Raw genomic sequence first — 21,240 nt, 5'->3', positions numbered from 1 at the left:
CCGCTGGGCAAATCACGCCTTCGGGTGATGCACCCGGTGGGTCAGTCCGCGCAGGAAATTACGCAGAAACTGGTCGCCGCACTCGCGGTAGTTTTTATGATCCGGCGCGCGCATCATGGCGGTCACTTCCGGTACGGATACGCGGAATTTTTGCTCGGTCATGATCGCCACGATATCGTCCGTTTTCAGCGAGAACGCGATACGCAGCTTTTTCAGCACCGTGTTGTTGTTCACCCGACGCTCCAGCGCCAGCTCTGGTGCGGCCGGATCTTTGCCACGCTTATCGTAAATCAGGCCGTTCAGGAAACCCGACAGAATGATGTCAGGGCAGCGGACAAAGCCCTCTTCGTCTTCTTTGGTCATCCACGTGTCAAAACTCGCAGACGTGGATTCCATATCGGACAGCGCAAGAATGCGCACCATGTCGTTATTGTTCGCTTTCAGGGTGTAGCGCAGGCTACGAAGAATATCGTTACTTAGCATAGAGCCTTCGAATGTCGATGATGCAATGGCGCGCAGTGTACCAGCTTTACAGCCCAATCGCCTCTTTCAAACTCTTCAGGTAGCGACGGCTGACGGGTACCGTTTGTCCGGCACGCAGCACCAGCTCGGCCTGGCCGTTATCTTCCAGGCGGATCTCCTTCAGATGCGCCATATTCACCAGGTACTGACGGTGACAGCGAATCAGCGGCGTGCGGCTCTCCAGCGTGCGCAGGGTCAGCTCGGTAAACCCTTCGTTCCCTTCCGCGCTGGTGACAAACACCCCGCTCAGACGGCTGCTGACAAAGGCCACATCATCCATCTGCAGAAGATAAATCCGGCTGTGCCCGGTGCAGGGGATAAACTTCAGCGGCTGCTGGTTTTCCGGCAGCAGCGTGACGTCCTGGACCGTGCGCTCCTGGCGTAAACGGGTGAGTGTTTTATCCAGACGCTTCTCTTCAATCGGCTTGAGCAGATAGTCAAACGCGTGCTCCTCAAAAGCCTTAACGGCATATTCATCAAACGCCGTCAGAAACACGATGTAGGGACGATGTTCCGGATCGAGCATGCCGACCATCTCCAGCCCGCTGATGCGGGGCATCTGAATATCGAGGAACAGCACGTCCGGACGCAGTTTGTGCACCGCGCCGATGGCCTCAATGGCGTTCGCGCACTCCCCCACAATCTCAATATCCGGCTGCTCCTGCAGCAGAACGCGCAGGTTTTCCCGTGCCAGCGGCTCGTCATCCACAATCAGCACTCTTAACATGCGTTTTCCTCCAGCGGCAGTCGTACGGTAATACGGGTAAATCGGTCGGGCTCGCAGGCGACGGTAATGCCACAGTCATCGCCAAAATGGGCGCGCAGGCGTTTATCCACCAGGCTCATCCCTAAACCGCCGGAGGCGGAAGGCTGATAAAGCCCGGCATTATCTTCAATATCCAGCACCAGGTGATGGTTGAAACGGCTGGCGGCAATGGTTATCTCCCCCGTTCCCAGCAGCTGTGATGTACCGTGCTTAATGGCGTTTTCCACAATCGGCTGCAGGGTAAAGGCCGGAAGATGCTGATACGCCAGCTCATCCGGTACGGAGAGCGACACCTGCAGACGAGACTGGAAACGCGCCTGTTCAATCTGCAGATAGGCATTTACGTGCTCAATCTCATCGGCGAGGGTGACGATCTCAGACGGACGTTTCAGATTTTTACGGAAAAAGGTCGACAGAAACTGCACCAATTGGGCGGCCTGATCGCTGTCGCGGCGGATCACCGCTTTAAGCGTATTGAGGGCGTTGAACAGGAAATGCGGATTGACCTGGGCATGCAGCAGTTTGATCTCAGACTGCGTCAGCAGGGCTTTCTGCCGCTCATACTGTCCGGCGAGGATTTGCGCGGACAGCAGCTGGGCGATCCCCTCCCCCAGCGTGCGGTTGATCGAGCTGAACAGACGGTTTTTCGCCTCATACAGTTTGATGGTGCCCATCACCCGCTGATTCTCGCCGCGCAGCGGAATCACCAGCGTGGAGCCCAGCTTGCACTGCGGATGCAGCGAACAGCGGTAAGGCACTTCGTTACCGTCGGCATACACCACCTCGCCGGTTTCAATGGCGCGCAGCGTGTAGGCTGAAGAGATCGGTTTACCCGGCAGATGGTGATCGTCGCCGGTGCCGGTAAAGGCCAGCAGCCGCTCGCGGTCGGTGATGGCCACCGCGCCGATATCCAGCTCCTTGTAGAGCACCTGCGCCACCTTCATGCTGTTCTCTTCGTTAAAGCCCTGGCGCAGGATCCCTTCGGTCGAGGCGGCAACCTTCAGCGCCGTGGCGGAAAAGGCCGAGGTGTACTTCTCAAACATGGCGCGCTTGTCGAGCAGAATGCGCATAAACAGCGCCGCGCCCACGGTATTGGTCACCATCATCGGAGCAGCAATGCTGCTGACCAGGTGCAGCGCATCCTCAAACGGACGGGCAATCAGCAGAATGATCGCCATCTGCGCCATTTCGGCCACAAAGGTAATGGCACCGGCGGTGAGCGGGCTGAAGACTTTATCCGGGCGGCCGCGTTTAATCATGTAGCTGTGAACCAGGCCGCCAAGCAGACCTTCCACAATCGTGGAGATCATACAGCTCAGGGCCGTCATCCCGCCCATGGAATAGCGATGCAGCCCCCCGGTTAAACCGACAAGGCCACCGACGACGGGACCGCCCAGCAGCCCGCCCATCACCGCGCCAATCGCGCGGGTATTGGCAATAGAGTCTTCGATATGGAGACCAAAATAAGTCCCCATGATGCAGAAAATAGAGAAGGTGACGTAGCAGAGCAGCTTATGCGGCAGACGTACGGTGACCTGCATCAGCGGGATAAACAGGCGCGTTTTACTCATCAGCCAGGCAATGACCAGAAACACGCACATCTGCTGAAGCAACAGCAGCACCAGATTAAACTCGTACATACTCAAAACCGCACACGCTAAAAACGCGTAACATACACGGATGCGGCTTTACTTTCTTTGAAGCATCCCAAAAAAGCGCAAAATCGTGTCCGTTATCACACCTTTTTCTGAATATCGCGCATGCTTCGCATTGTTTGTTCAAAAATCAATCAATCCTTCCTGGTTCGGAAAAGTGGGTCTACAGTTAAGCTGGGGACGCGTAAGCCAGGGGGCGAATATGGCGCTTTACACGATAGGTGAAGTGGCACTCCTTTGTGATATCAATCCCGTTACCCTACGGGCGTGGCAGCGACGGTATGGATTACTCAAACCGCAGAGAACGGACGGTGGTCATCGCCTTTTCAATGAGGCCGATATCGACCGCATCCGCGAGATTAAGAGCTGGATCGACAATGGCGTGCAGGTCGGCAAAGTGAAGTCCCTTCTGAGCCACGACGACCCGGATACGCAGCATCTCTGGCGCGAACAACAGGAAACCCTGCTGCGGCTCCTGCAGGCGGGCAACCTGCAGCGCCTGCGCGCATGGATAAAAGAGCAGGGCCGCGATTACCCGGCACAGACGCTGATCTCCCATCTTTTCATTCCGCTTCGTCGACGCCTGCAGTGCCAGCAGTCTACCCTGCAGGCGCTGCTCAGCATGCTCGACGGGGTGCTGATCAACTACATTGCCGTCTGCCTTGCCTCGGCGAAGAACAAAGCCGGCAAAGATGCGCTGGTGGTGGGCTGGAACGTGCACGATACCACCCGCCTGTGGCTGGAAGCGTGGATAGCCACCCAGAAGGGCTGGCGCGTGGATGTCCTGGCGCACTCGCTGGCGCAGCTCAGACCTGAGTTTTTCGACGGTCAGACCCTGCTGGTCTGGTGTGGCGAAGTGCCGTCCGCCACGCAGCAACAGCTGCTGACGGAATGGCGTGAGAATGGTTACCCGGTTTATTCCCTTGGCCCGGATGAGCCATAACGGCATTTAATGGTTCATTAACAGCTGCGCTTCACCGTATAATTGTTCCGTTAACAACAGGAGCACATGATGAAGGCAACCAAACTGGCCATTATTACCCTTTTTGTCCTGATGGCCGTAAGCGGCATCGGCGGCGTAATGCTGGCAGGGTACTCGTTTATTGTTCGCGGCGGTGTCGGCTGAGGTACAGCGCCAGCCGCTCAAAAGCGCGATCGACGACGATTGCCGCCAGCGCGACCAGCACCGCTCCCTGCACAATATAAGCCGTATTAAACCCGCTTAAGCCGATAATGATCGGCGTTCCCAGCGTATTAGCACCGACCGTCGACGCAATGGTCGCCGTCCCGATGTTAATGATGACCGACGTGCGGATCCCGGCAATGATAACCGGTGCCGCAAGCGGCAGTTCAACCTTACGCAGCCGCTGGCCGCGACTCATCCCCATCCCTTCCGCCACGCTCAGCACGGACGCAGGTACCGCCGCGATGCCCGCCAGCGTGCCCTGCAGAACCGGCAGTACGCCGTATAATATCAGCGCAATGATGGCAGGCTGTTGGCCAAAGCCCATCACCGGAACCGCTATCGCCAGCACCGCCACGGGCGGAAACGTCTGTCCGATGGCCGCAATCGTCTCCACCAGCGGACGAAACTCCCGGCCCGCAGGCCGCGTGACCGCGATGCCCGCCCCCACGCCCAGCACAACCGCGATGGCGCTTGAGAGCGCCACCAGCCAGAGATGCGCCAGGGCGAGATTAATGAAGCTCTCCTGCTGATACACCGGCCGCGGCAGTCCGGGAAAGAGGCTGTTAAACAGCGCCGCGCTGTGGGGCATCAGAAACAGTAAAGCGACAAAGAGCGCTACCAGCCAGAGGAGCGGATCACGCAGTGCCTTCACGCGTCACCTCCCCGGCCAGCAGATCGCGAAAGTGCAAGGTACCGCACGGTGCGCCCCGGGCATCCGCAACGGGCAATACCTCGCACTGGCGCGCGACAAACGCGGAGAGCGCATCCCGCAGGCTCATCTGCGCCTGCAGCGGTTCGCCGCTCACCGGCACCGCCTCCCGACGCATATAGTCGCTGACCGTTCGCAGGGAGAGCAGCCTGACGCCCAGCTCGCTGCGGCCAAAAAACTCGCGCACAAAGTCGTTCTTCGGCCAGGTTAACAGCTCAAGCGGCGAGCCCTGCTGCACCACTTCGCCATGATCCATCAGCACCAGATGGTCAGCCAGGCGCAGGGCTTCATCAATATCGTGCGTCACGAGTACGATCGTGCGTCCGAGAATGCGGTGAATGCGGGTCATCTCCGCCTGCAGCGCCCCGCGCGTAACCGGATCCAGCGCGCCAAAGGGTTCGTCCATCAGCAACACCTGCGGGTTGGCCGCCAGCGCGCGCGCCACGCCCACGCGCTGCTGCTGCCCGCCGGAAAGCTGGTGCGGATAGCGATCGCGCAGCGCGGGCTCGAGCCCCAGCAGAGACATCAGCTCATCAACACGATCGGCGATTTTCGCCCGCGACCATTTTTCCAGCTGCAGCACGGTGGCGATGTTCTGAGCCACCGTCCAGTGCGGAAACAGGCCGATAGACTGAATGGCATAGCCCATCCGACGGCGCAGCTCCAGCACCGGCAGGCTGCGGATCTCTTCCCCGGCAAAGCGAATCAGCCCGCTGTCATGCTCAACCAGCCGGTTGATCATCTTCAGCGTGGTGGACTTGCCCGACCCCGAGGTGCCTATCAGCACGGAAAACGCCCCCTCGGCAAAGTTCAGGTTCAGGTGGCTCGCCGCCGGGCGACCGGCAAAGGTTTTACTGACATCATGAAATTCAATCATTGGCTCTTCTCCCGAGCAGCGCGAGCCATAAGGCAAACAATGCGTCGACGACCACCGCCAGCGCAATCGTGGGCACCACGCCCAATAACACCAGATCCAGAGCACTGCTCAGCAGCCCCTGGAACACCAGCGCGCCAAAGCCACCCGCGCCAATCAGCGCCGCAATCACCGCCATGCCAACGGTCTGGACCGCCACCACCCGCAGGCTGCGCAGCAGCAGGGGCAGCGCCAGCGGGAGCTGAATTTTCCAGAAACACTGCCGCGCGCTCATTCCCATCGCATGGGCGCTTTCCAGCACGTCAGGTGCGACCTGGCCCAAACCTGCGACCACGCCGCGCACCAGCGGCAGCAGGGCATACAGCACCAGCGCGATAAGAGCGGGCGTTAGCCCCGTCCCGGCAACACCGAGCGTTCCGAGCACCGGGAATGACTTCACCAGCCCGGCCAGTGGCGCAATCAGCAGGCCAAACAGCGCAACGGAAGGAATGGTCTGGATCACGTTGAGCACGGCAAAAACCCCGCCCTGGCGTGAAGGATGGCGATAGCACCACATGCCAAGGGGGATCCCAACCAGCAGCGCCGGAACGAGCGTACCAAAGAGGATCGTCAGGTGCTGCGCGAGGGCATCATCAAACACCTCCTGACGGTTGGCGTACTCTTTTAACAGCGAGAGGTTGTTCAGTTCCCCGCTGAACAGCAGGAGTAAAGGAATACACCATATCTGCGCATTGAGCACCCAGCGCCAGACGGCGCTGGCGATGAGTCGACGAATGGCATCGCTGCAGGCCAGCAGACACAGCGCCAGCCACAGCCACAGGCCGCTGCCGATAGTGGTTCTCGCCAGCGGACTTTCCGCCGAGGCCATATGCGTCGCCGCCAGCCCGGCGCTCCAGAACAGGAGGATAAACAGCCCTTCAGAGAGGAACAGCGTAAGCCACTGCGCCGGGCGTCCCTGCCAGAGCGACAGGATCACCCACGCGCCCAGCGACGCCACAAGCCACCCCGGCGTAAACGACCAGACCTGCCAGAGCGCTTTGCCCTCCCCCGACATCAGGCGGTTTGGGGCAACGTTGACAAACGGTAACGCGACCGCCGCGATGGCCACACAGGCCAGCAGCAGCAGGACGCGGTTATGACATTTTATTGGCACAGCCTTTTCCCGTTACTTCACAAGCCCTTGTTGCTTCAGGAAGTCGGCGGCCACTTTTTTGGCATCCAGTCCCTCGACGGCAATGCTGGCATTCAGCTGCTGCAGCGTTTTTTCATCCAGCTTTTCGAAAACCGGTTTGAGCCATTCTGCAATGTCCGGGTACGCTTTTAGCACCGCCTCGCGCACCACCGGGGTCGGCGCGTAAATCGGCTGTACACCTTTTGGATCGGTCAGGGTTTGCAGGCCAAGCGCCGCCACCGGGCCGTCGGTGCCGTAGGCCATTGCCGCGTTAACGCCGGAGGTTTGCTGTGCCGCCGCTTTGATGGTCACCGCGGTATCCCCGCCCGCCAGCGAGAGCAGCTGAGCCTGGTCGAGCTTGAAGTCGTAGGCTTTTTCGAACGCCGGGAGCGCATCAGGACGCTCGATAAACTCCGCGGACGCCGCCAGCTTAAAGTCGCCCTTCTCTTTCAGGTAGCGGCTGAGATCCGCCAGGGTGGTCAGCTTCCCTTTCTCCGCCACGTCCTTGCGCACGGCGATAGTCCAGGTATTGTTGGCCGGCGCCGGGGTCAGCCAGACCAGTTTGTTCTGTTCCGCGTCGAGTTTTTTGACTTTCTCATATCCGGCTTTGGCGTTTTTCCATGCCGGATCGTTTTCATCTTTGAAGAAGAATGCGCCGTTGCCGGTGTATTCCGGGTAGATATCCAGCTCGCCGGAGGTAATTGCGCCGCGCACAACGGGCGTGGTGCCGAGCTGGACTTTATTGACCGTTTTCACGCCGTGACTTTCCAGCACCTGCAAAATAATATTGCCGAGCAGCGCGCCTTCGGTATCGATCTTTGAACCCACCTTTACCGGCTCCGCCGCCTGTAACGGCAGGCTCAGCGCCGCCAGTAACACCGCAGATCCCCACATCCCCTTTGCAATCGTCATTCCGCTATCCTCATTTTTTTGCTGCCTTTTTCAGAGGCTTGAGAGAAAAGCGTAGCTTAAAACGGCGGAATTAACCGTCAAAATGCCTTTTTAGCATAAGGTAAGACGCCTCCCCCGCAGGACGGGGGGAGGCAAAGGAGGGAAAGGTTACAGCAGCTCGAACTCGCCTTTATTCACGCGGGCGGAGTCCACGCCGATAAAGACGTTAAATTTGCCCGGTTCCGCATCATATTTCATCTGCTGGTTCCAGAACTTCAGCGCATCCACGTCGATCGGGAAGCTGATGGTTTTGGTTTCCCCCGGCTTCAGGTTGACCTTCTCAAAACCGCGCAGCTGTTTCACCGGACGGCTCATCGACGCGGTGACATCCTGAACGTACATCTGAATCACCGTTGCCCCTTCGCGCTTGCCGGTGTTGGTCACCTCAACGCTGGCGGTGACGTTGCCGTCACGCTTCAGGCTCGGCGACGACATTTTGACGTCAGAAACCTTAAAGGTGGTGTAGCTCAGGCCGTAACCAAACGGATACAGCGGGCCGTTAGCTTCGTCGAAGTAACGAGAGGTGTACTTGTTCGGCTTGTCGGCGTTGTACGGGCGACCGGTATTCAGGTGGCTGTAGTAGACCGGGATCTGCCCGACGGAGCGCGGGAAGGACATCGGCAGCTTGCCCGACGGGTTGTAATCGCCAAACAGCACGTCGGCGATGGCGTTACCGCCTTCGGTACCGGCGAACCAGGTTTCCAGGATGGCGTCAGCCTGCTGGTCTTCTTTCACCAGCGCCAGCGGACGACCGTTCATCAGCACCAGCACCAGCGGCTTGCCGGTGGCTTTCAGGGCGGCGATCAGATCGCGCTGGCTCTGTGGAATGGTGATATCGGTCCGGCTGGAGGCTTCGTGTGCCATACCCTGCGCTTCCCCCACGACCGCGACAACGACGTCAGACTGCTTCGCGGCGTTCACCGCCTCATCAATCATCTCCTTCGGCGTGCGCGGATCGACCTTCACCGCTTCCTCATACTGGTTGAGGAAGGTCACGATGTCTTTATCGTTGGTGACGTTCGCCCCTTTGGCGTAAACCACTTTGGCGTTTTCACCGACGGCACTCTTGATACCGGTCAGCACGGTCACGGACTGGTCAGCCACGCCCGCGGCAGACCAGCTGCCCATCACGTCGCGCTTGCTGTCGGCCAGCGGCCCCACCACGGCAATGGTGCCGGATTTTTTCAGCGGCAGCGTGTCGAGGCGGTTTTTCAGCAGCACCAGGCTTTCGCGCGCCACGTCACGCGCTTCTTTGCGGTGCAGGCGGCTTTCAGCATTGGTATCTGCCGGGTCAGACTCTTTCGGACCCAGGTGGCTGTACGGATCGTTAAACAGCCCCATGTCGTATTTCACGTTCAGCACGTGACGGGTGGCATCGTCCAGCTCCGCCATCGTCACCTTGCCGCTCTTCACCAGCCCCGGCAGATATTTGCTGTAATACTCGTCGCTCATGCTCATGTTGATGCCGGACTTGAGCGCGACGCGCACCGCGTCTTCCGGATCGGAGGCGGTACCGTGTTTGATCAGCTCTTTAATCGCACCGTGGTCGGAAACGGTGATGCCCTTAAAGCCCCACTGGTCGCGCAGCACGTCTTTCAGCAGCCAGGAATCAGAGGTCGCAGGCGTGCCGTTCAGCGAGTTCAGCGCCACCATCACCGCGCCGCTGCCCGCATCCAGACCGGCCTTGTATGGCGGCATGTAGTCGTTGAACAGGCGCTGCGGACTCATGTCGACGGTGTTGTACTCTTTACCGCCCTCCACCGCGCCGTAGGCCGCGAAGTGTTTGACGCTGGTCATCACCGAGTAGCGGTCCGCCGGGCTTTTGCCCTGCATCGCTTCCACCATGGTTTTACCCATCGTGGAGGTTAAATACGTATCTTCACCAAAGCCTTCCGAGCCGCGGCCCCAGCGCGGATCGCGCGAGACGTCCACCATAGGCGCCCAGGTCATGTTCAGGCCGTCGTCCGCCGCTTCATAAGCCGACACGCGCCCGACGGTTTTCACCGCGTCGAGGTTAAAGGAGGAGGCTAAGCCGAGGCTGATGGGGAAGACGGTACGCTGGCCGTGCACCACGTCATAGGCAAAGAACAGCGGAATTTTCAGGCGGCTGAGATCCATCACCTGGTCCTGCATCTTGCGGATATCCTGGCGGGTGACGGTATTAAAGATGGCCCCTACCTGCCCGTCTTTGATCATCTCGCGGATGGCCTCTTTCGGGTTATCCGGGCCGACGCTGATCAGACGCAGCTGGCCGATTTTCTCATCGACCGTCATTTTCTTGAGCAATTCCGTGACAAACGCATCCCGCGCTTCAGGCGTGAGCGGGTGATTGCCAAACAAATCCTCTGCCAGCGCAGGTTGCAGCGCCAGGCTGACGGCGACACCTACAGAACATAGCCATTTCATGTCGTTTTACTCTCTCATCAATAACCGCCGGACGATCTCGGCCATACCGTGCGAAAAGCGCAGTGTGCCACAAACCCTCCGATCGTTGCAGGGTTATTCTCTGATTTTTCTCGTGAATACTCGACCGCTTAACAGTTAATCGCGCTATGCTTTACAGCGAGAAATTTGCCCCACCACAAGGAGTGGAAGATGTCTTCTGTTCGAACTGACGATAACAAAACATTTATTAACGAACTGTCGCGCCTGGTTGGCTCCTCTCACCTGCTTACCGACCCGGCTAAAACCGCCCGCTACCGCAAGGGCTTCCGCTCCGGTCAGGGCGAGGCGCTGGCGGTGGTTTTCCCCGGCACGCTGCTGGAGCTGTGGCGCGTGCTGAGCGCCTGCGTCGCCGCCGACAAGATTATTTTAATGCAGGCGGCCAACACCGGCCTGACCGAAGGCTCTACGCCGAACGGCAACGATTACGATCGTGACATCGTGATTATCAGCACCCTGCGCCTCGACAAGCTGCACCTGCTGGATAAAGGCGAGCAGGTGCTCGCGTTCCCCGGCACGACGCTCTACTCCCTCGAGAAAGCGCTTAAGCCGCTGGGCCGCGAACCGCACTCGGTGATCGGTTCCTCCTGCATTGGCGCCTCGGTGGTCGGTGGGATCTGCAATAACTCCGGCGGCTCGCTGGTACAGCGTGGCCCCGCCTACACCGAGATGTCGCTGTATGCACGTATTGACGAAAACGGCAAGCTGACGCTGGTGAACCATCTGGGAATCGATCTCGGCGTGACGCCGGAGCAGATCCTCAGCAAGCTCGACGACGATCGCGTGAAGGACGAAGACGTTCAGCACGACGGCCGCCATGCGCACGACCATGACTACGTGACCCGGGTGCGCGATATCAACGCTGACACCCCGGCGCGCTATAACGCCGACCCGGATCGCCTGTTTGAATCCTCCGGCTGCGCGGGCAAGCTGGCCGTTTTTGCGGTGCGTCTCGACACGTTCCCGGCAGAGAAAAAGCAGCAGGTATTTTACATCGGCACCAACCAGCCTGAGGTTCTGACGGAGATCCGCCGTCATATTCTGGGCGAATTCACTCATCTGCCGGTGGCGGGCGAGTACATGCACCGGGACATTTACGACATCGCCGAGCGCTACGGCAAAGACACGTTCCTGATGATCGACAAGCTCGGCACCGACAAAATGCCGTTCTTCTTCACCATGAAGGGCCGTACCGACGCGATGCTGGAGAAAGTGTCGCTGTTCAAACCTCACTTCACCGACCGCTTTATGCAGAAGCTGGGCAACGTTTTCCCGGCGCATTTACCGGAGAGAATGAAAACCTGGCGCGACAAGTACGAACATCACCTGCTGCTGAAAATGGCCGGAGACGGGATCGCCGAAGCGCAGGCCTGGCTGACCGAGTTCTTCAAAACTGCCGAAGGGGATTTCTTTGCCTGTACGCCTGAAGAGGGCAGCAAAGCGTTTCTGCACCGCTTTGCCGCCGCTGGTGCCGCCATCCGATATCAGGCGGTGCATTCCGAAGAGGTGGAAGACATTCTGGCGCTGGATATCGCCCTGCGGCGTAACGACACCGAGTGGTTCGAGCACCTGCCGCCGGAAATCGACAGCAAGCTGGTGCATAAGCTCTATTACGGCCACTTTATGTGCTATGTCTTCCATCAGGATTACATCGTCAAAAAAGGGGTCGATGCACACGAACTGAAGGAGCAGATGCTCGCCCTTTTGCGTGAACGTGGCGCACAATATCCTGCGGAACACAACGTCGGACATCTTTATAAAGCCCCTGACGCACTTAAGCAGTTTTATCGCGAGAATGACCCTACAAACAGCATGAATCCCGGCATCGGTAAAACAACGCGGAAGAAATACTGGAAAGATAGCGAAGACGCGGAGCAGCGCATAACGCAAGCGTCTGATTAATTCCTACAGCCAAATTTGAGAGATTGTTAAGCGCTCCTTAATCGTAATAGAGTAACTGCTCATCGCCGGAGAAACGTTTCTCCGGCATTCGATAACGAGGAGCAGGCACATCATGTCGGCTATTGATGTTTTATCCGAGACCGAGCTGGAAGTGCGCGACGCCCTTCCCGATGATGTGCATGCCATTGCCGCGATCTATGCCTGGCATGTACTTCACGGGCGTGCGTCATTTGAAGAAGTCCCCCCGACCATTGACGAAATGCGCCAACGTATGAAAAGCGTGACTGAGAACGGTTTACCGTGGCTTATCGCGCTGTACCGCGGCATTGTGGTTGGCTACTGCTATGCCACCCCTTACCGACCGCGACACGCCTACCGCTATACCCTGGAAGAGTCGATTTACGTGGATGCCAGCATCACCGGGCGCGGTTTTGGCACGGCACTGATGGATGCGCTGATTGAACGCTGCGAGCAAGGGCCGTGGCGGCAGATGATTGCCGTAGTGGGAGATGGTAATAACAACGCCGGTTCGTTACGCCTGCATAAAAAACATGGTTTCGTGATTGTCGGTCAGTTGCGCAGCGTAGGCTATAAGAAAGGAGACTGGCGGGATACGGTGATTATGCAGCGCCCGCTCAACGACGGTGACTGGACGCTGCCGGAATAATCGCAGTGCGGTCTGGTGCCCTCACCCCGGCCCTCTCCCACAGGGAGAGGGAGAACATAAAAAACGGTAACATGCGTTACCGTTTTGCTTTTACCTAATCGTTCTGCGCCGTCGCCATCTGCTCGGCTTTCTGCTTTTTATACGTCAATGCCGCGGCCGGGACAGGCTGCACTTTTCCTGTTTCAATCCAGGTACGCAGGCGGCTCGCATCCGCGAAGTGCGTGTATTTGCCGAAGGCATCCATCACCACCAGCGCCACCGGCTTACCGTTAAACACGGTGCGCATCACCAGACAGTGTCCAGCCGCGTTGGTAAAGCCGGTTTTGGTTAGCTGAATATTCCAGTTATCCCGGTAAACCAGATGGTTAGTATTGCGGAACGGCAGCGTATAGGCTGGGTTCGCAAAGGTCGCCATCTCTTCACGGGTGGTACTGAGCTGGCCAATCAGCGGGTACTGTTTGCTGGCAATCAGCAGTTTCGTCAGATCGCGCGCCGTGGAGACGTTGTTGATCGACAGCCCCGTCGGTTCAACATAGTGCGTATTGTTCATCCCCAGCGCTTTGGCTTTGGCGTTCATCGCGCGGATAAAGGCGTCGTAGCCGCCAGGATAGTGGTGCGCCAGACTCGCCGCCGCGCGGTTTTCAGACGACATCAGCGCCAGCAGCAGCATATTCTTACGGCTGATCTCACTGTTCAGGCGCACGCGGGAGTAGATCCCCCTCATCTCCGGCGTGTGGCTGATATCCACTTTCAGTTTTTCGTCCAGCGGCAGATGGGCATCAAGCACCACCATCGCGGTCATTAATTTGGTAATTGAGGCGATCGGTCGCACCAGATCCGGATGGCTGGCGTAAATCACCTTATTGGTGTTGAGATCGACAATCATCGCGCTGCCGGAAGCAATTTGCGGCTGAGCGGCGGTAGCAGTCACCGCGGGCGTTTTGGCGACGGCCGGCACGGCAGCGGACGCACCCAGCAACAGCGCCAGGCTAAGTAAAGAGACTCGGAATTTCAGCATGGTGAGACTTCTGATAATTATTCACGCACGTCATGACGTACACCGCCTGGGTCGACGGATAAACTCAGGCTGGCTTCGGCATCATAGCCGTCAGCGGGCGTTGTCGCCAGAGGATAATCGTGAACAGATGCTGCATTGCTGGCATTTACGCCAGCAATGCAGTGCGTTTAGAAGAGACGGTATCCATAACCCCAAAGAATTACCGTCAGCGCCAGTAGCGCCTCCAGCACCAGCACCCCGATGGCAAGCGTTGAACTGGAGAAGCTCAGGCCCTCTTCTTTATTGATATTCAGGAAGGTTGGAACCCCCAGATACAGCAGATAACCGGTGTAAAAGAGGGCAATAGTACCGATCAGCGCGCACAGCCAGACCAGTGGATAGAGCGCAACAATACCGCTTAAGAACAACGGAGTCGCGACATACCCGGCAAAGACCATACAGTGCGCCAGCGATGGACGTTGCGGATAGTTACGCGCCATCCAGTGAATGACCCGCCCCATGACCGCCACACCCGCCAGCATCAGGCCATAAAAGACGATGGCCAGATAGAGTCCGGTAAACCAGGAAAGCTGAACCACGGTGCCGTCACCGAAGTTCCAGCCGATTTGTGTCGTTCCGATAAAAGCGCATATTACCGGCACCGCAGCCATCAGCAGCACGTGGTGCGTGTAATGATGCGAGACCGTTTCGTTCTCACTTTTAATGACATGCATTTCACGATCGGGATGGGAGAAAAGTCCCCAGACATGGTTCATAGCGCCCCCTTGTTGTCGGCCCGTCAGCGATACCTTAAGTATAATGCAGGCTTTAGATTATTTTATGTACAGTGGGAAATTTCCGTTGATTTCCCCGCTGTTGATTCATGGGGTATATGATTAAACGAGGCACGCTGAGGGAGATAACAGTTACGTAATGGATATTAACGCACTCATTGAGCAATATGGATATGCCGCGCTGGTGATCGGTAGCGTGGCAGAAGGTGAAACCATCACGCTGTTAGGGGGCGTCGCCGCGCATCAGGGGTTACTGAAATTCCCGCTGGTCGTCGCCGCGGTCGCGCTGGGCGGGATGATAGGCGATCAGCTGCTCTACTTTCTGGGGCTGCGCTTTGGGCCAACGCTGCTTAAGCGTTTCGCAAAGCATCAGAAGAAAATCCGCCGCGCTCAGCGGCTCATTCAACGTCATCCCTATCTGTTCGTCATTGGCACCCGCTTTATGTATGGCTTTCGCATTATCGGGCCGATACTGATTGGTGCCAGCCATCTGCCGCCCAAAATTTTTCTGCCGCTCAATATTGTGGGCGCGATTGCCTGGGCGCTGATCTTTACGACGCTCGGTTACGTAGGGGGCGAAGTGATTGCGCCCTGGCTGCATAATCTCGACCAGCACCTGAAGCACTGGGCGTGGTTGATTCTGGTGGTCGTGGCGGTGATTGCGGTTCGACTGTGGCTGAAGCATCGGGACAAGACGCGGGATGAGGAGTGAGTGCGGCCTGATGCCCTCACCCTAACCCTCTCCCACAGGGAGAGGGAACTAGAAACACCCTCAGCCTCAGGGAGAGGGAGAAAGGAACCTACCCCTCCGGCTTAAACTGCGGGTTCGCCAGCATAAAGCCCCCGTCGACGATAAACGATTGCCCTGTTGTATAGCTGGCGTCACTGTCACACAGCCACGCCACCAGGCTGGCAATCTCTTTCGTGTGGCCCGGCCTTGCCAGCGGGATTTCCGGCATTGAGCCTTCCTTCACTTCGCTGTCGTCCATGTCATTCATCGGCGTGGCAATGGCACCCGGCGCGACGGCGTTCACCAGAATGTTGTGCTTCACCAGCTCCATCGCCATGGATTTGGTTAACCCGCCGAGCGCGTGTTTCGCCGCCGTGTAGGCGCTGGCCTCCGGCAGGGGCGTGTGTTCATGTACCGAGGTGATGTTCACAATCCGCCCCCCTTCCCCCTGCTTCACCATCTGCCTTGCGGCTATCTGTGAACAGAGAAACGCCCCGTCCACGTCGACGGTGAAAATGTTCCGCCAGTCGTCGAACGGCATCTCGAGGAACGGCGCTTTGGTCATCGCCCCTGCATTATTGACCAGCACGTCCAGCCGGCCAAAACGCGCAATCAGCATTTCAATGGCCTCAGCGCCTTCCGGCAGCGTGCTTAAATCAAGATGGATAGCCTCCGCACGCTGCCCCTGCGCTTCGACTTCGCGGCAGGTTTCCAGCGCCCCTTTCTCATCCGAGTGCCAGGTGACGCCAATATCAAACCCGCGCTCAGCCAGCATCAGGGCCGTGGTTTTCCCTATCCCGGAATCCGATGCGGTCACAATCGCTACTCTGGTCATACTCACCTCCTGAAAAACTGCAAAGAGGTAAGTATAGATAATGGCCTTTTTTAGCCATGATGATAGCCGCCGCCCAGCGCCGAGGTCAGTTGCAGGGTAGCGTCGACATATTGCCCCTTCAGCAGCACGCCTTCGAGGTGCTCTTTGAGGGCCGGTATTCTGGCTTCACTGACCCGGGAGCCCGCAATAATCCCCGCGCTGAAACGCGCCTGAGCCAGCGCCACGACCCGTGCCGCATCTTTTTCAACCTGCTGCTGATGGCTGTTCTTCGCCATTAGCGTTTCGACTTCGCTGGCCGTGCGTGCCACCTGATTGACGGCCTCCACTACCGCTTTGTTGTAGTTGGCAACCGAGAGATTGTTCTGCGCCTGGGCGATATCCAGGCTGGCGTTCAGCCTGCCGCTGTCAAAAATTGGCAGCGTCAACCCGGCGGTCACGCCCATCTGCTGCGCGGATGAACGGAACAGATCGCTCAGGTGGAGGGCATCCTGCTGTAAGAACGCCATCAGGTTCACGTCAGGATAGAACGCTGCTCTGGCGGCCTCCACCTCGCTCATGGAGGCGTCGATATACCAGTGCGCCTCCTGAAGATCCGGGCGGCGTGCCAGCAGTTCATAGCCGAGCGTCGACGGTAACGAGGCTTCCACCTTCGGCAAGGCGTGCCGCGTCAGCTTCACGGAGGGGGCGTTGGTCAGCGCGACCAGGCGCGCCTCTATGGCTTTCATCTTCCCGTTGACCCCGGCCAACTGCTCTTGGGTTTTGCTGGCGTTGATGTCCGTTTCGACGCCCTCCACGGAGGAGGTGATGCCGTGTTGATACAGCTCGCGGTCGGCGCCGATAATATTGTCCTGCTCATGTTTGATCTGCGCGAGGACCTCCCCCACGGCGGCCTGCGTTTGCCATTCCCAGTAAAGCCGCGCCACGCTGCGGGCCAGCAGCTGACGGGTCTGCTCCAGCTCCGCTTTTTGCGCATTCACTTTGCCTATCCGGGCTTCGACCTGCGCGCGATTTTTTCCCCACAGATCGAGATCCCAGCCAGCAGTCAGGCCAAAGGTGCCGTTGGTGTACCACGGCCCGGTTGTCCCTGCCGCCGGGTCGGTAATGGCAAAGGGCCCCATCAACCCTTCGGCGGACATTTTCTGGCGTTCAGCATCCGCTGAAAAATCGATCTGCGGACCGTCGGCAGCCATAACCGCTTTGGCCTGGGCTTCAGCGAGCGTAATGCGCTGACGGGCAATCTGCATATCCGGCGCATCGCTTAATGCTTTCGCAATCAGCGAATTAAGTTCGGGATCGTTATATGCTTTCCACCACTCATTTTTCGGCCAGTCCTGATGAGCCAGAAACGTCTTTACCGACGCCGCCGTGGTTTGGGTTTTAATGGGAGTTACCGTGGCATGTTCAGGCGCGCAGGCAGCCAGAATAAATGCAAAGGGAACACTCAGAGATAAAATAAAAGACCGTTTCATTACGCCATATACTCAAAAAATAAAGGCGCAAATTACGCTTGATTCTGTTTGTTTTTTTAGTAATGCGTGGCAACGCGTAAATTGTCATAGATTTAAATATACGGAAAAGTATTCACCGAAATTATTGTTTAAATTTAATTATGCAAATAAAAAATAATCAACCCGACAGCGTGAACGTCCTCTGTCAGGTTGATCGCGTTATTAAACTTTCAGCGACGCGCCTTTTGTCGCAATAACCTCTTTATACCAGTAGAAGCTTTTCTTGCGGCTGCGCGCCAGCGTACCTTTGCCACTGTCATCGCGATCGACGTAAATAAAGCCGTAGCGCTTAGAGAGTTCAGCTTTTGATGCGCTCACCAGGTCGATTGGCCCCCAGCTGGTATAGCCCATCACCTCAACGCCGTCTTCGATCGCTTCACGCACCTGCACCAGATGATCGTTAAGGTAGCTGATGCGGTAGTCATCCTGCACCGTGCCGTCCGCGTCCGGTTTATCCTTTGCTCCCAGACCATTTTCCACAATAAACAGCGGCTTCTGATAGCGATCCCAGAGCACGTTTAGCAGGGTACGCAGGCCGATGGGGTCAATCTGCCAGCCCCATTCGGAACTGGCCAGATGCGGGTTTGGCACCATGCTCAGGATGTTGCCGCGCGCCTGCTGGTTGAGGGCGTCGTCCGCGGTGACGCAGCCCGTCATGTAGTAGCTGAAGGAGATAAAATCGACGGTCGATTTCAGCGCCTCGCGGTCGGCGTCCGTGACCTCAAGCTGAATACCGTTGTCGCGGAAGAAGCGCTGCATATACCCCGGGTAGGCACCGCGACACTGTACGTCACCAAAGAATTGCCAGGCGCGGTTTTCCTGCAGTGTTTCCAGAACATCTTCCGGCTTGCAGGTCAGCGGATACATCAGACCGCCCAGCAGCATATTGCCAATTCTGCCATCAGGAACGATCTCATGGCAGGCCTTCACCGCCAGCGCGCTGGCCACCAGCTGATGATGGATCGCCTGATACACTTCGCCTTTGCTGCTGGTTTCCGGCAGGCCCACGCCGGTCATCGGCGCGTGCAGAGACATATTGATCTCGTTGAAGGTCAGCCAGAGCTTGACCTTTTCTTTGTAGCGCGCAAACACGGTACGGGCGTAGCGCTCGAAGAACCCAATAGTCTGGCGGCTGCCCCATCCGCCGTACTGCTTCACCAGCCCCCACGGCATTTCGTAATGCGACAGCGTCACCAGCGGGGTAATGTTGTGCGCGGCCAGCTCGTCAAACAGCCGGTCGTAAAACGCCAGCCCCGCCTCGTTCGGCTGCTGCTCGTCGCCGTTCGGAAAAATGCGGGTCCAGGCAATGGAGACGCGCAGGCAGCTAAAGCCCATCTCCGCGAACAGTTTGATGTCTTCCGGATAGCGATGATAGAAGTCGATGGCAACATCCTTGATGCCGCTGTCGCCCGCCACGCGCTCAACCACCGGGCCGAAGACCCCCTGCGGCTGAACGTCAGAGGTGGACAGCCCTTTCCCCTCCTCCAGATATGCGCCCTCTACCTGATTCGCGGCAACCGCGCCGCCCCATAAAAAATCGTCCGGGAAAGTTTTCATCACGTTCTCCTGTTATTGATGGCTTACGCTGAGTAACGGCGCACCAGCATTGACGGACGTTGCCGCCACGGTCACCACATCGCGATACTCATCGCTGTTACTGATAATAATCGGGGTTGCCAGGTCGTATCCGGCATCGATAATCGCCTGTCGGTCAAACTCCAGCAGCAGATCGCCGGGCTGCACCGTGTCACCGACCTTCACATGGGCGGTAAACGGCTTGCCGTCGAGCTTCACGGTGTCGATACCCACATGGATCAACACTTCGATTCCACTGTTACTGAGCAGGCCGATGGCGTGTTTGGTCTGGAACAGCGAGGCCACCACGCCAGCAAACGGGGCAACCACTTTGTTATCGGAGGGAATAATCGCGGCGCCGCTACCCAGCAGGCCGCTGGCAAAGGTGGTATCCGGCACCTGGTCGAGCGCAAGAACGGTACCGGTCATCGGTGATAGCACATCGTTTTCGCTCGCGGTGACCACCCCTTCTGTCGCGGTGTTTCCTTGCATACCGGCGACCAGCGTCAGGCCGCAGCTCAGTACCAGCGCCACCACCGTACCGATAATGCCGCCCCACAGCGTGGCGTCCACGCCGCCCGGCGGGATCATCTGGGCGACAGTAAAGATATTGGCGAAGCCGAAAGAGTAAACGTGGGTGTCACTAAAGCCGACAATCGCTCCGCCGATAGCACCTGCCAGGCAGCCAAAAATAAACGGACGACGCAGCGGCAGGTTTACACCATACACTGCGGGTTCGGTGATACCGAAAAACCCTGCCGTCACGGATGAACCGGCCAGCATTTTCTGACGCGCATCGCGGGTACGCAGGAAAATGCCCAGTGCCGCCCCCACCTGGCCGAACACCGCAGGCAAGAGCATCGGCAGCATGGAGTCATGCCCCAGCACCGCCAGGTTGTTGATCATCAGCGGCACCAGCCCCCAGTGCAGGCCAAAAATGACGCAGACCTGCCACAGCGCGCCCATCGCCGCGCCCGCCAGCCACGGTGCCAGAACGTAAATACTCTGATAGCCGTTCGCCAGCATCTGGCTCAGCCAGGTCGCCAGCGGCCCGATAACGAGGAAAGTCAGCGGCACGGTCACGGCAAGACAGATCAGCGGCGCGAAGAAGTTTTTCATCGAGGAAGGCAGCAGCCTGGTGCTCTGCTTTTCCAGCCAGCAGCTCACCCACGCGGCGAGAATAATCGGGATCACCGACGAGCTGTAGTTGAACCAGGTGACAGGAATGCCCAAAAAGGCTTCCGACACCGCGCCCGGCTGCTGGCTGGCGTTGAACGCCGCAATCATCACTGGATGGGTGAGCGCCCCGCCGATCACCATGGTAATGAATGGGTTGCCGCCGAACTTTTTCCCGGCGGTATAGCCCAGCACCAGCGGGAAGAAGAAGAACAGCGCGTCGCTGGCAGCAAACCAGATTTTATACGTGCCGCTCTCGGTCGTGAGCCAGCCGCACACCACGGCCAGCGCCAGCAGCCCCTTCAGAATACCGGACGCGGCCAGAATGCCGATAAACGGGGTAAAGATGCCGGAGACGATATCAATCAGACGGCCCAACAGGTTACCCTTTTCACCCTTCTCTTCCACGACAGGAGCGTCATCGGTAAGACCTGCTTCATTGCGCACCGCCTGCCAGACGTCATGCACGTGGTTGCCAATCACCACCTGAAACTGGCCGCCGCTTTCGACCACCATGATCACGCCCGGATTTTTCTTGAGCCCTTCCGCATCCGCCCGTTGATTGTCTTTCAGTTTGAAGCGAAGCCGGGTTGCACAGTGCACAAGACTGACGATGTTCTCTTTTCCGCCAACGTGGCCGAGAATATCCTTCGCTAAAGCCTGGTATTCCATCTCGATTTCCTTACATCCGATGCCCGCAGGCACCTGTTGACTGAGTACAAAAAATAAAAAACCCGAGAACGGCCTTCTGACGACGCCCGCGCTCAGGTTTTGCCTGCG

The 21,240-nt window shown here is 58.0% G+C and carries 18 protein-coding genes and 1 pseudogene; 5 read left to right on the top strand and 14 right to left on the bottom strand.

What is annotated here, in order from left to right:
- Positions 1-12: 12 nt before the first annotated feature.
- Genes ACMWJS_RS11285 through ACMWJS_RS11275 form a run of 3 tightly spaced genes read right to left on the bottom strand, consistent with a single transcriptional unit; the run spans position 13 to position 2,928 of the window.
- Complete coding sequence (locus tag ACMWJS_RS11285; protein WP_008500891.1) at positions 13-483, bottom strand: DUF1456 family protein; 471 nt, start codon at positions 481-483, stop codon at positions 13-15.
- 46 nt (positions 484-529) lie between these two features.
- Complete coding sequence (gene btsR, locus ACMWJS_RS11280) at positions 530-1,249, bottom strand: two-component system response regulator BtsR (RefSeq protein WP_023325655.1); 720 nt, start codon at positions 1,247-1,249, stop codon at positions 530-532.
- Positions 1,243-2,928, bottom strand: coding sequence for a sensor histidine kinase (locus ACMWJS_RS11275; protein ID WP_024908145.1), 1,686 nt, complete (start codon positions 2,926-2,928; stop codon positions 1,243-1,245). Before ACMWJS_RS11275 ends, btsR begins: the two co-directional genes overlap by 7 nt.
- A gap of 217 nt (positions 2,929-3,145) precedes the next feature.
- Here ACMWJS_RS11275 and mlrA point away from each other — a divergent pair, with 217 nt between their 5' ends.
- Both mlrA and ACMWJS_RS11265 read left to right on the top strand, forming a co-directional pair.
- On the top strand, positions 3,146-3,886 hold the full coding sequence (gene mlrA / locus ACMWJS_RS11270; protein WP_048224086.1) for an HTH-type transcriptional regulator MlrA: 741 nt from the start codon (positions 3,146-3,148) through the stop codon (positions 3,884-3,886).
- Positions 3,887-3,955: 69 nt separating this feature from the next.
- Positions 3,956-4,069: a protein YohO gene (locus ACMWJS_RS11265; protein WP_008500895.1), complete on the top strand. Its 114-nt coding sequence runs from the start codon at positions 3,956-3,958 to the stop codon at positions 4,067-4,069.
- On the opposite strand, the gene ACMWJS_RS11260 is transcribed toward ACMWJS_RS11265, so the two are convergent.
- The 5 genes from ACMWJS_RS11260 to bglX form a co-directional block, all read right to left on the bottom strand.
- Complete coding sequence (locus tag ACMWJS_RS11260; RefSeq protein ID WP_045908661.1) at positions 4,044-4,781, bottom strand: ABC transporter permease; 738 nt, start codon at positions 4,779-4,781, stop codon at positions 4,044-4,046. The genes ACMWJS_RS11265 and ACMWJS_RS11260 overlap by 26 nt on opposite strands.
- Positions 4,765-5,715 carry an ABC transporter ATP-binding protein gene (locus ACMWJS_RS11255; protein ID WP_262811665.1) on the bottom strand — a complete coding sequence of 317 codons (951 nt, stop codon included), beginning with the start codon at positions 5,713-5,715 and terminating at the stop codon, positions 4,765-4,767. Before ACMWJS_RS11255 ends, ACMWJS_RS11260 begins: the two co-directional genes overlap by 17 nt.
- A complete protein-coding gene (locus ACMWJS_RS11250; RefSeq protein WP_048028246.1) occupies positions 5,708-6,865 on the bottom strand; it encodes an ABC transporter permease in 1,158 nt (385 codons plus the stop codon). The genes ACMWJS_RS11255 and ACMWJS_RS11250 overlap by 8 nt, the downstream gene beginning before the upstream one ends.
- 12 nt (positions 6,866-6,877) lie before the next feature.
- Entirely contained in the window at positions 6,878-7,795 is a 918-nt protein-coding gene (locus ACMWJS_RS11245) for an ABC transporter substrate-binding protein (protein ID WP_196346829.1), read from the bottom strand.
- Between the two features lie 147 nt (positions 7,796-7,942).
- Positions 7,943-10,240, bottom strand: coding sequence for a beta-glucosidase BglX (gene bglX / locus ACMWJS_RS11240; protein WP_048028242.1), 2,298 nt, complete (start codon positions 10,238-10,240; stop codon positions 7,943-7,945).
- Between the two features lie 189 nt (positions 10,241-10,429).
- On the opposite strand from bglX, the gene dld reads away from it, so the two are divergent.
- Both dld and ACMWJS_RS11230 read left to right on the top strand, forming a co-directional pair.
- Positions 10,430-12,178, top strand: a complete 1,749-nt coding sequence (gene dld, locus ACMWJS_RS11235) for a D-lactate dehydrogenase (protein ID WP_414747069.1) — start codon at positions 10,430-10,432, stop codon at positions 12,176-12,178.
- Between the two features lie 112 nt (positions 12,179-12,290).
- A complete protein-coding gene (locus tag ACMWJS_RS11230) occupies positions 12,291-12,845 on the top strand; it encodes a GNAT family N-acetyltransferase (RefSeq protein WP_045908666.1) in 555 nt (184 codons plus the stop codon).
- A gap of 94 nt (positions 12,846-12,939) precedes the next feature.
- On the opposite strand, the gene pbpG is transcribed toward ACMWJS_RS11230, so the two are convergent.
- Positions 12,940-13,863 carry a D-alanyl-D-alanine endopeptidase gene (gene pbpG, locus ACMWJS_RS11225; RefSeq protein ID WP_252076910.1) on the bottom strand — a complete coding sequence of 308 codons (924 nt, stop codon included), beginning with the start codon at positions 13,861-13,863 and terminating at the stop codon, positions 12,940-12,942.
- Positions 13,864-14,030: 167 nt separating this feature from the next.
- Positions 14,031-14,618, bottom strand: a complete 588-nt coding sequence (locus ACMWJS_RS11220; RefSeq protein WP_023312454.1) for a Yip1 family protein — start codon at positions 14,616-14,618, stop codon at positions 14,031-14,033.
- Between the two features lie 157 nt (positions 14,619-14,775).
- On the opposite strand from ACMWJS_RS11220, the gene ACMWJS_RS11215 reads away from it, so the two are divergent.
- A complete protein-coding gene (locus tag ACMWJS_RS11215; protein WP_414747068.1) occupies positions 14,776-15,348 on the top strand; it encodes a DedA family protein in 573 nt (190 codons plus the stop codon).
- Between the two features lie 88 nt (positions 15,349-15,436).
- Here ACMWJS_RS11215 and ACMWJS_RS11210 read toward each other — a convergent pair whose 3' ends face one another.
- The 4 genes and pseudogenes from ACMWJS_RS11210 to bglF all read right to left on the bottom strand — a co-directional run.
- A complete protein-coding gene (locus ACMWJS_RS11210) occupies positions 15,437-16,201 on the bottom strand; it encodes an SDR family oxidoreductase (protein ID WP_196365097.1) in 765 nt (254 codons plus the stop codon).
- A 50-nt stretch (positions 16,202-16,251) separates the two neighbouring features.
- Positions 16,252-17,670 carry a multidrug resistance outer membrane protein MdtQ gene (gene mdtQ, locus ACMWJS_RS11205; protein ID WP_414747067.1) on the bottom strand — a complete coding sequence of 473 codons (1,419 nt, stop codon included), beginning with the start codon at positions 17,668-17,670 and terminating at the stop codon, positions 16,252-16,254.
- Positions 17,671-17,871: 201 nt separating this feature from the next.
- Positions 17,872-19,266, bottom strand: coding sequence for a glycoside hydrolase family 1 protein (locus tag ACMWJS_RS11200; protein ID WP_045908670.1), 1,395 nt, complete (start codon positions 19,264-19,266; stop codon positions 17,872-17,874).
- 12 nt (positions 19,267-19,278) lie between these two features.
- Positions 19,279-21,238, bottom strand: a pseudogene (bglF, locus tag ACMWJS_RS11195) (PTS beta-glucoside transporter subunit IIABC); the annotation flags it as partial.
- Positions 21,239-21,240: the final 2 nt, after the last annotated feature.

It is taken from the genome of Enterobacter sp. HK-058-C-ECC, assembly GCF_047531125.1.
Taxonomy (GTDB): domain Bacteria; phylum Pseudomonadota; class Gammaproteobacteria; order Enterobacterales; family Enterobacteriaceae; genus Enterobacter; species Enterobacter quasiroggenkampii.
The sequence above is the reverse complement of the archived record's forward strand: the minus strand, read 5'-3'. Positions and strand labels throughout refer to the sequence as shown.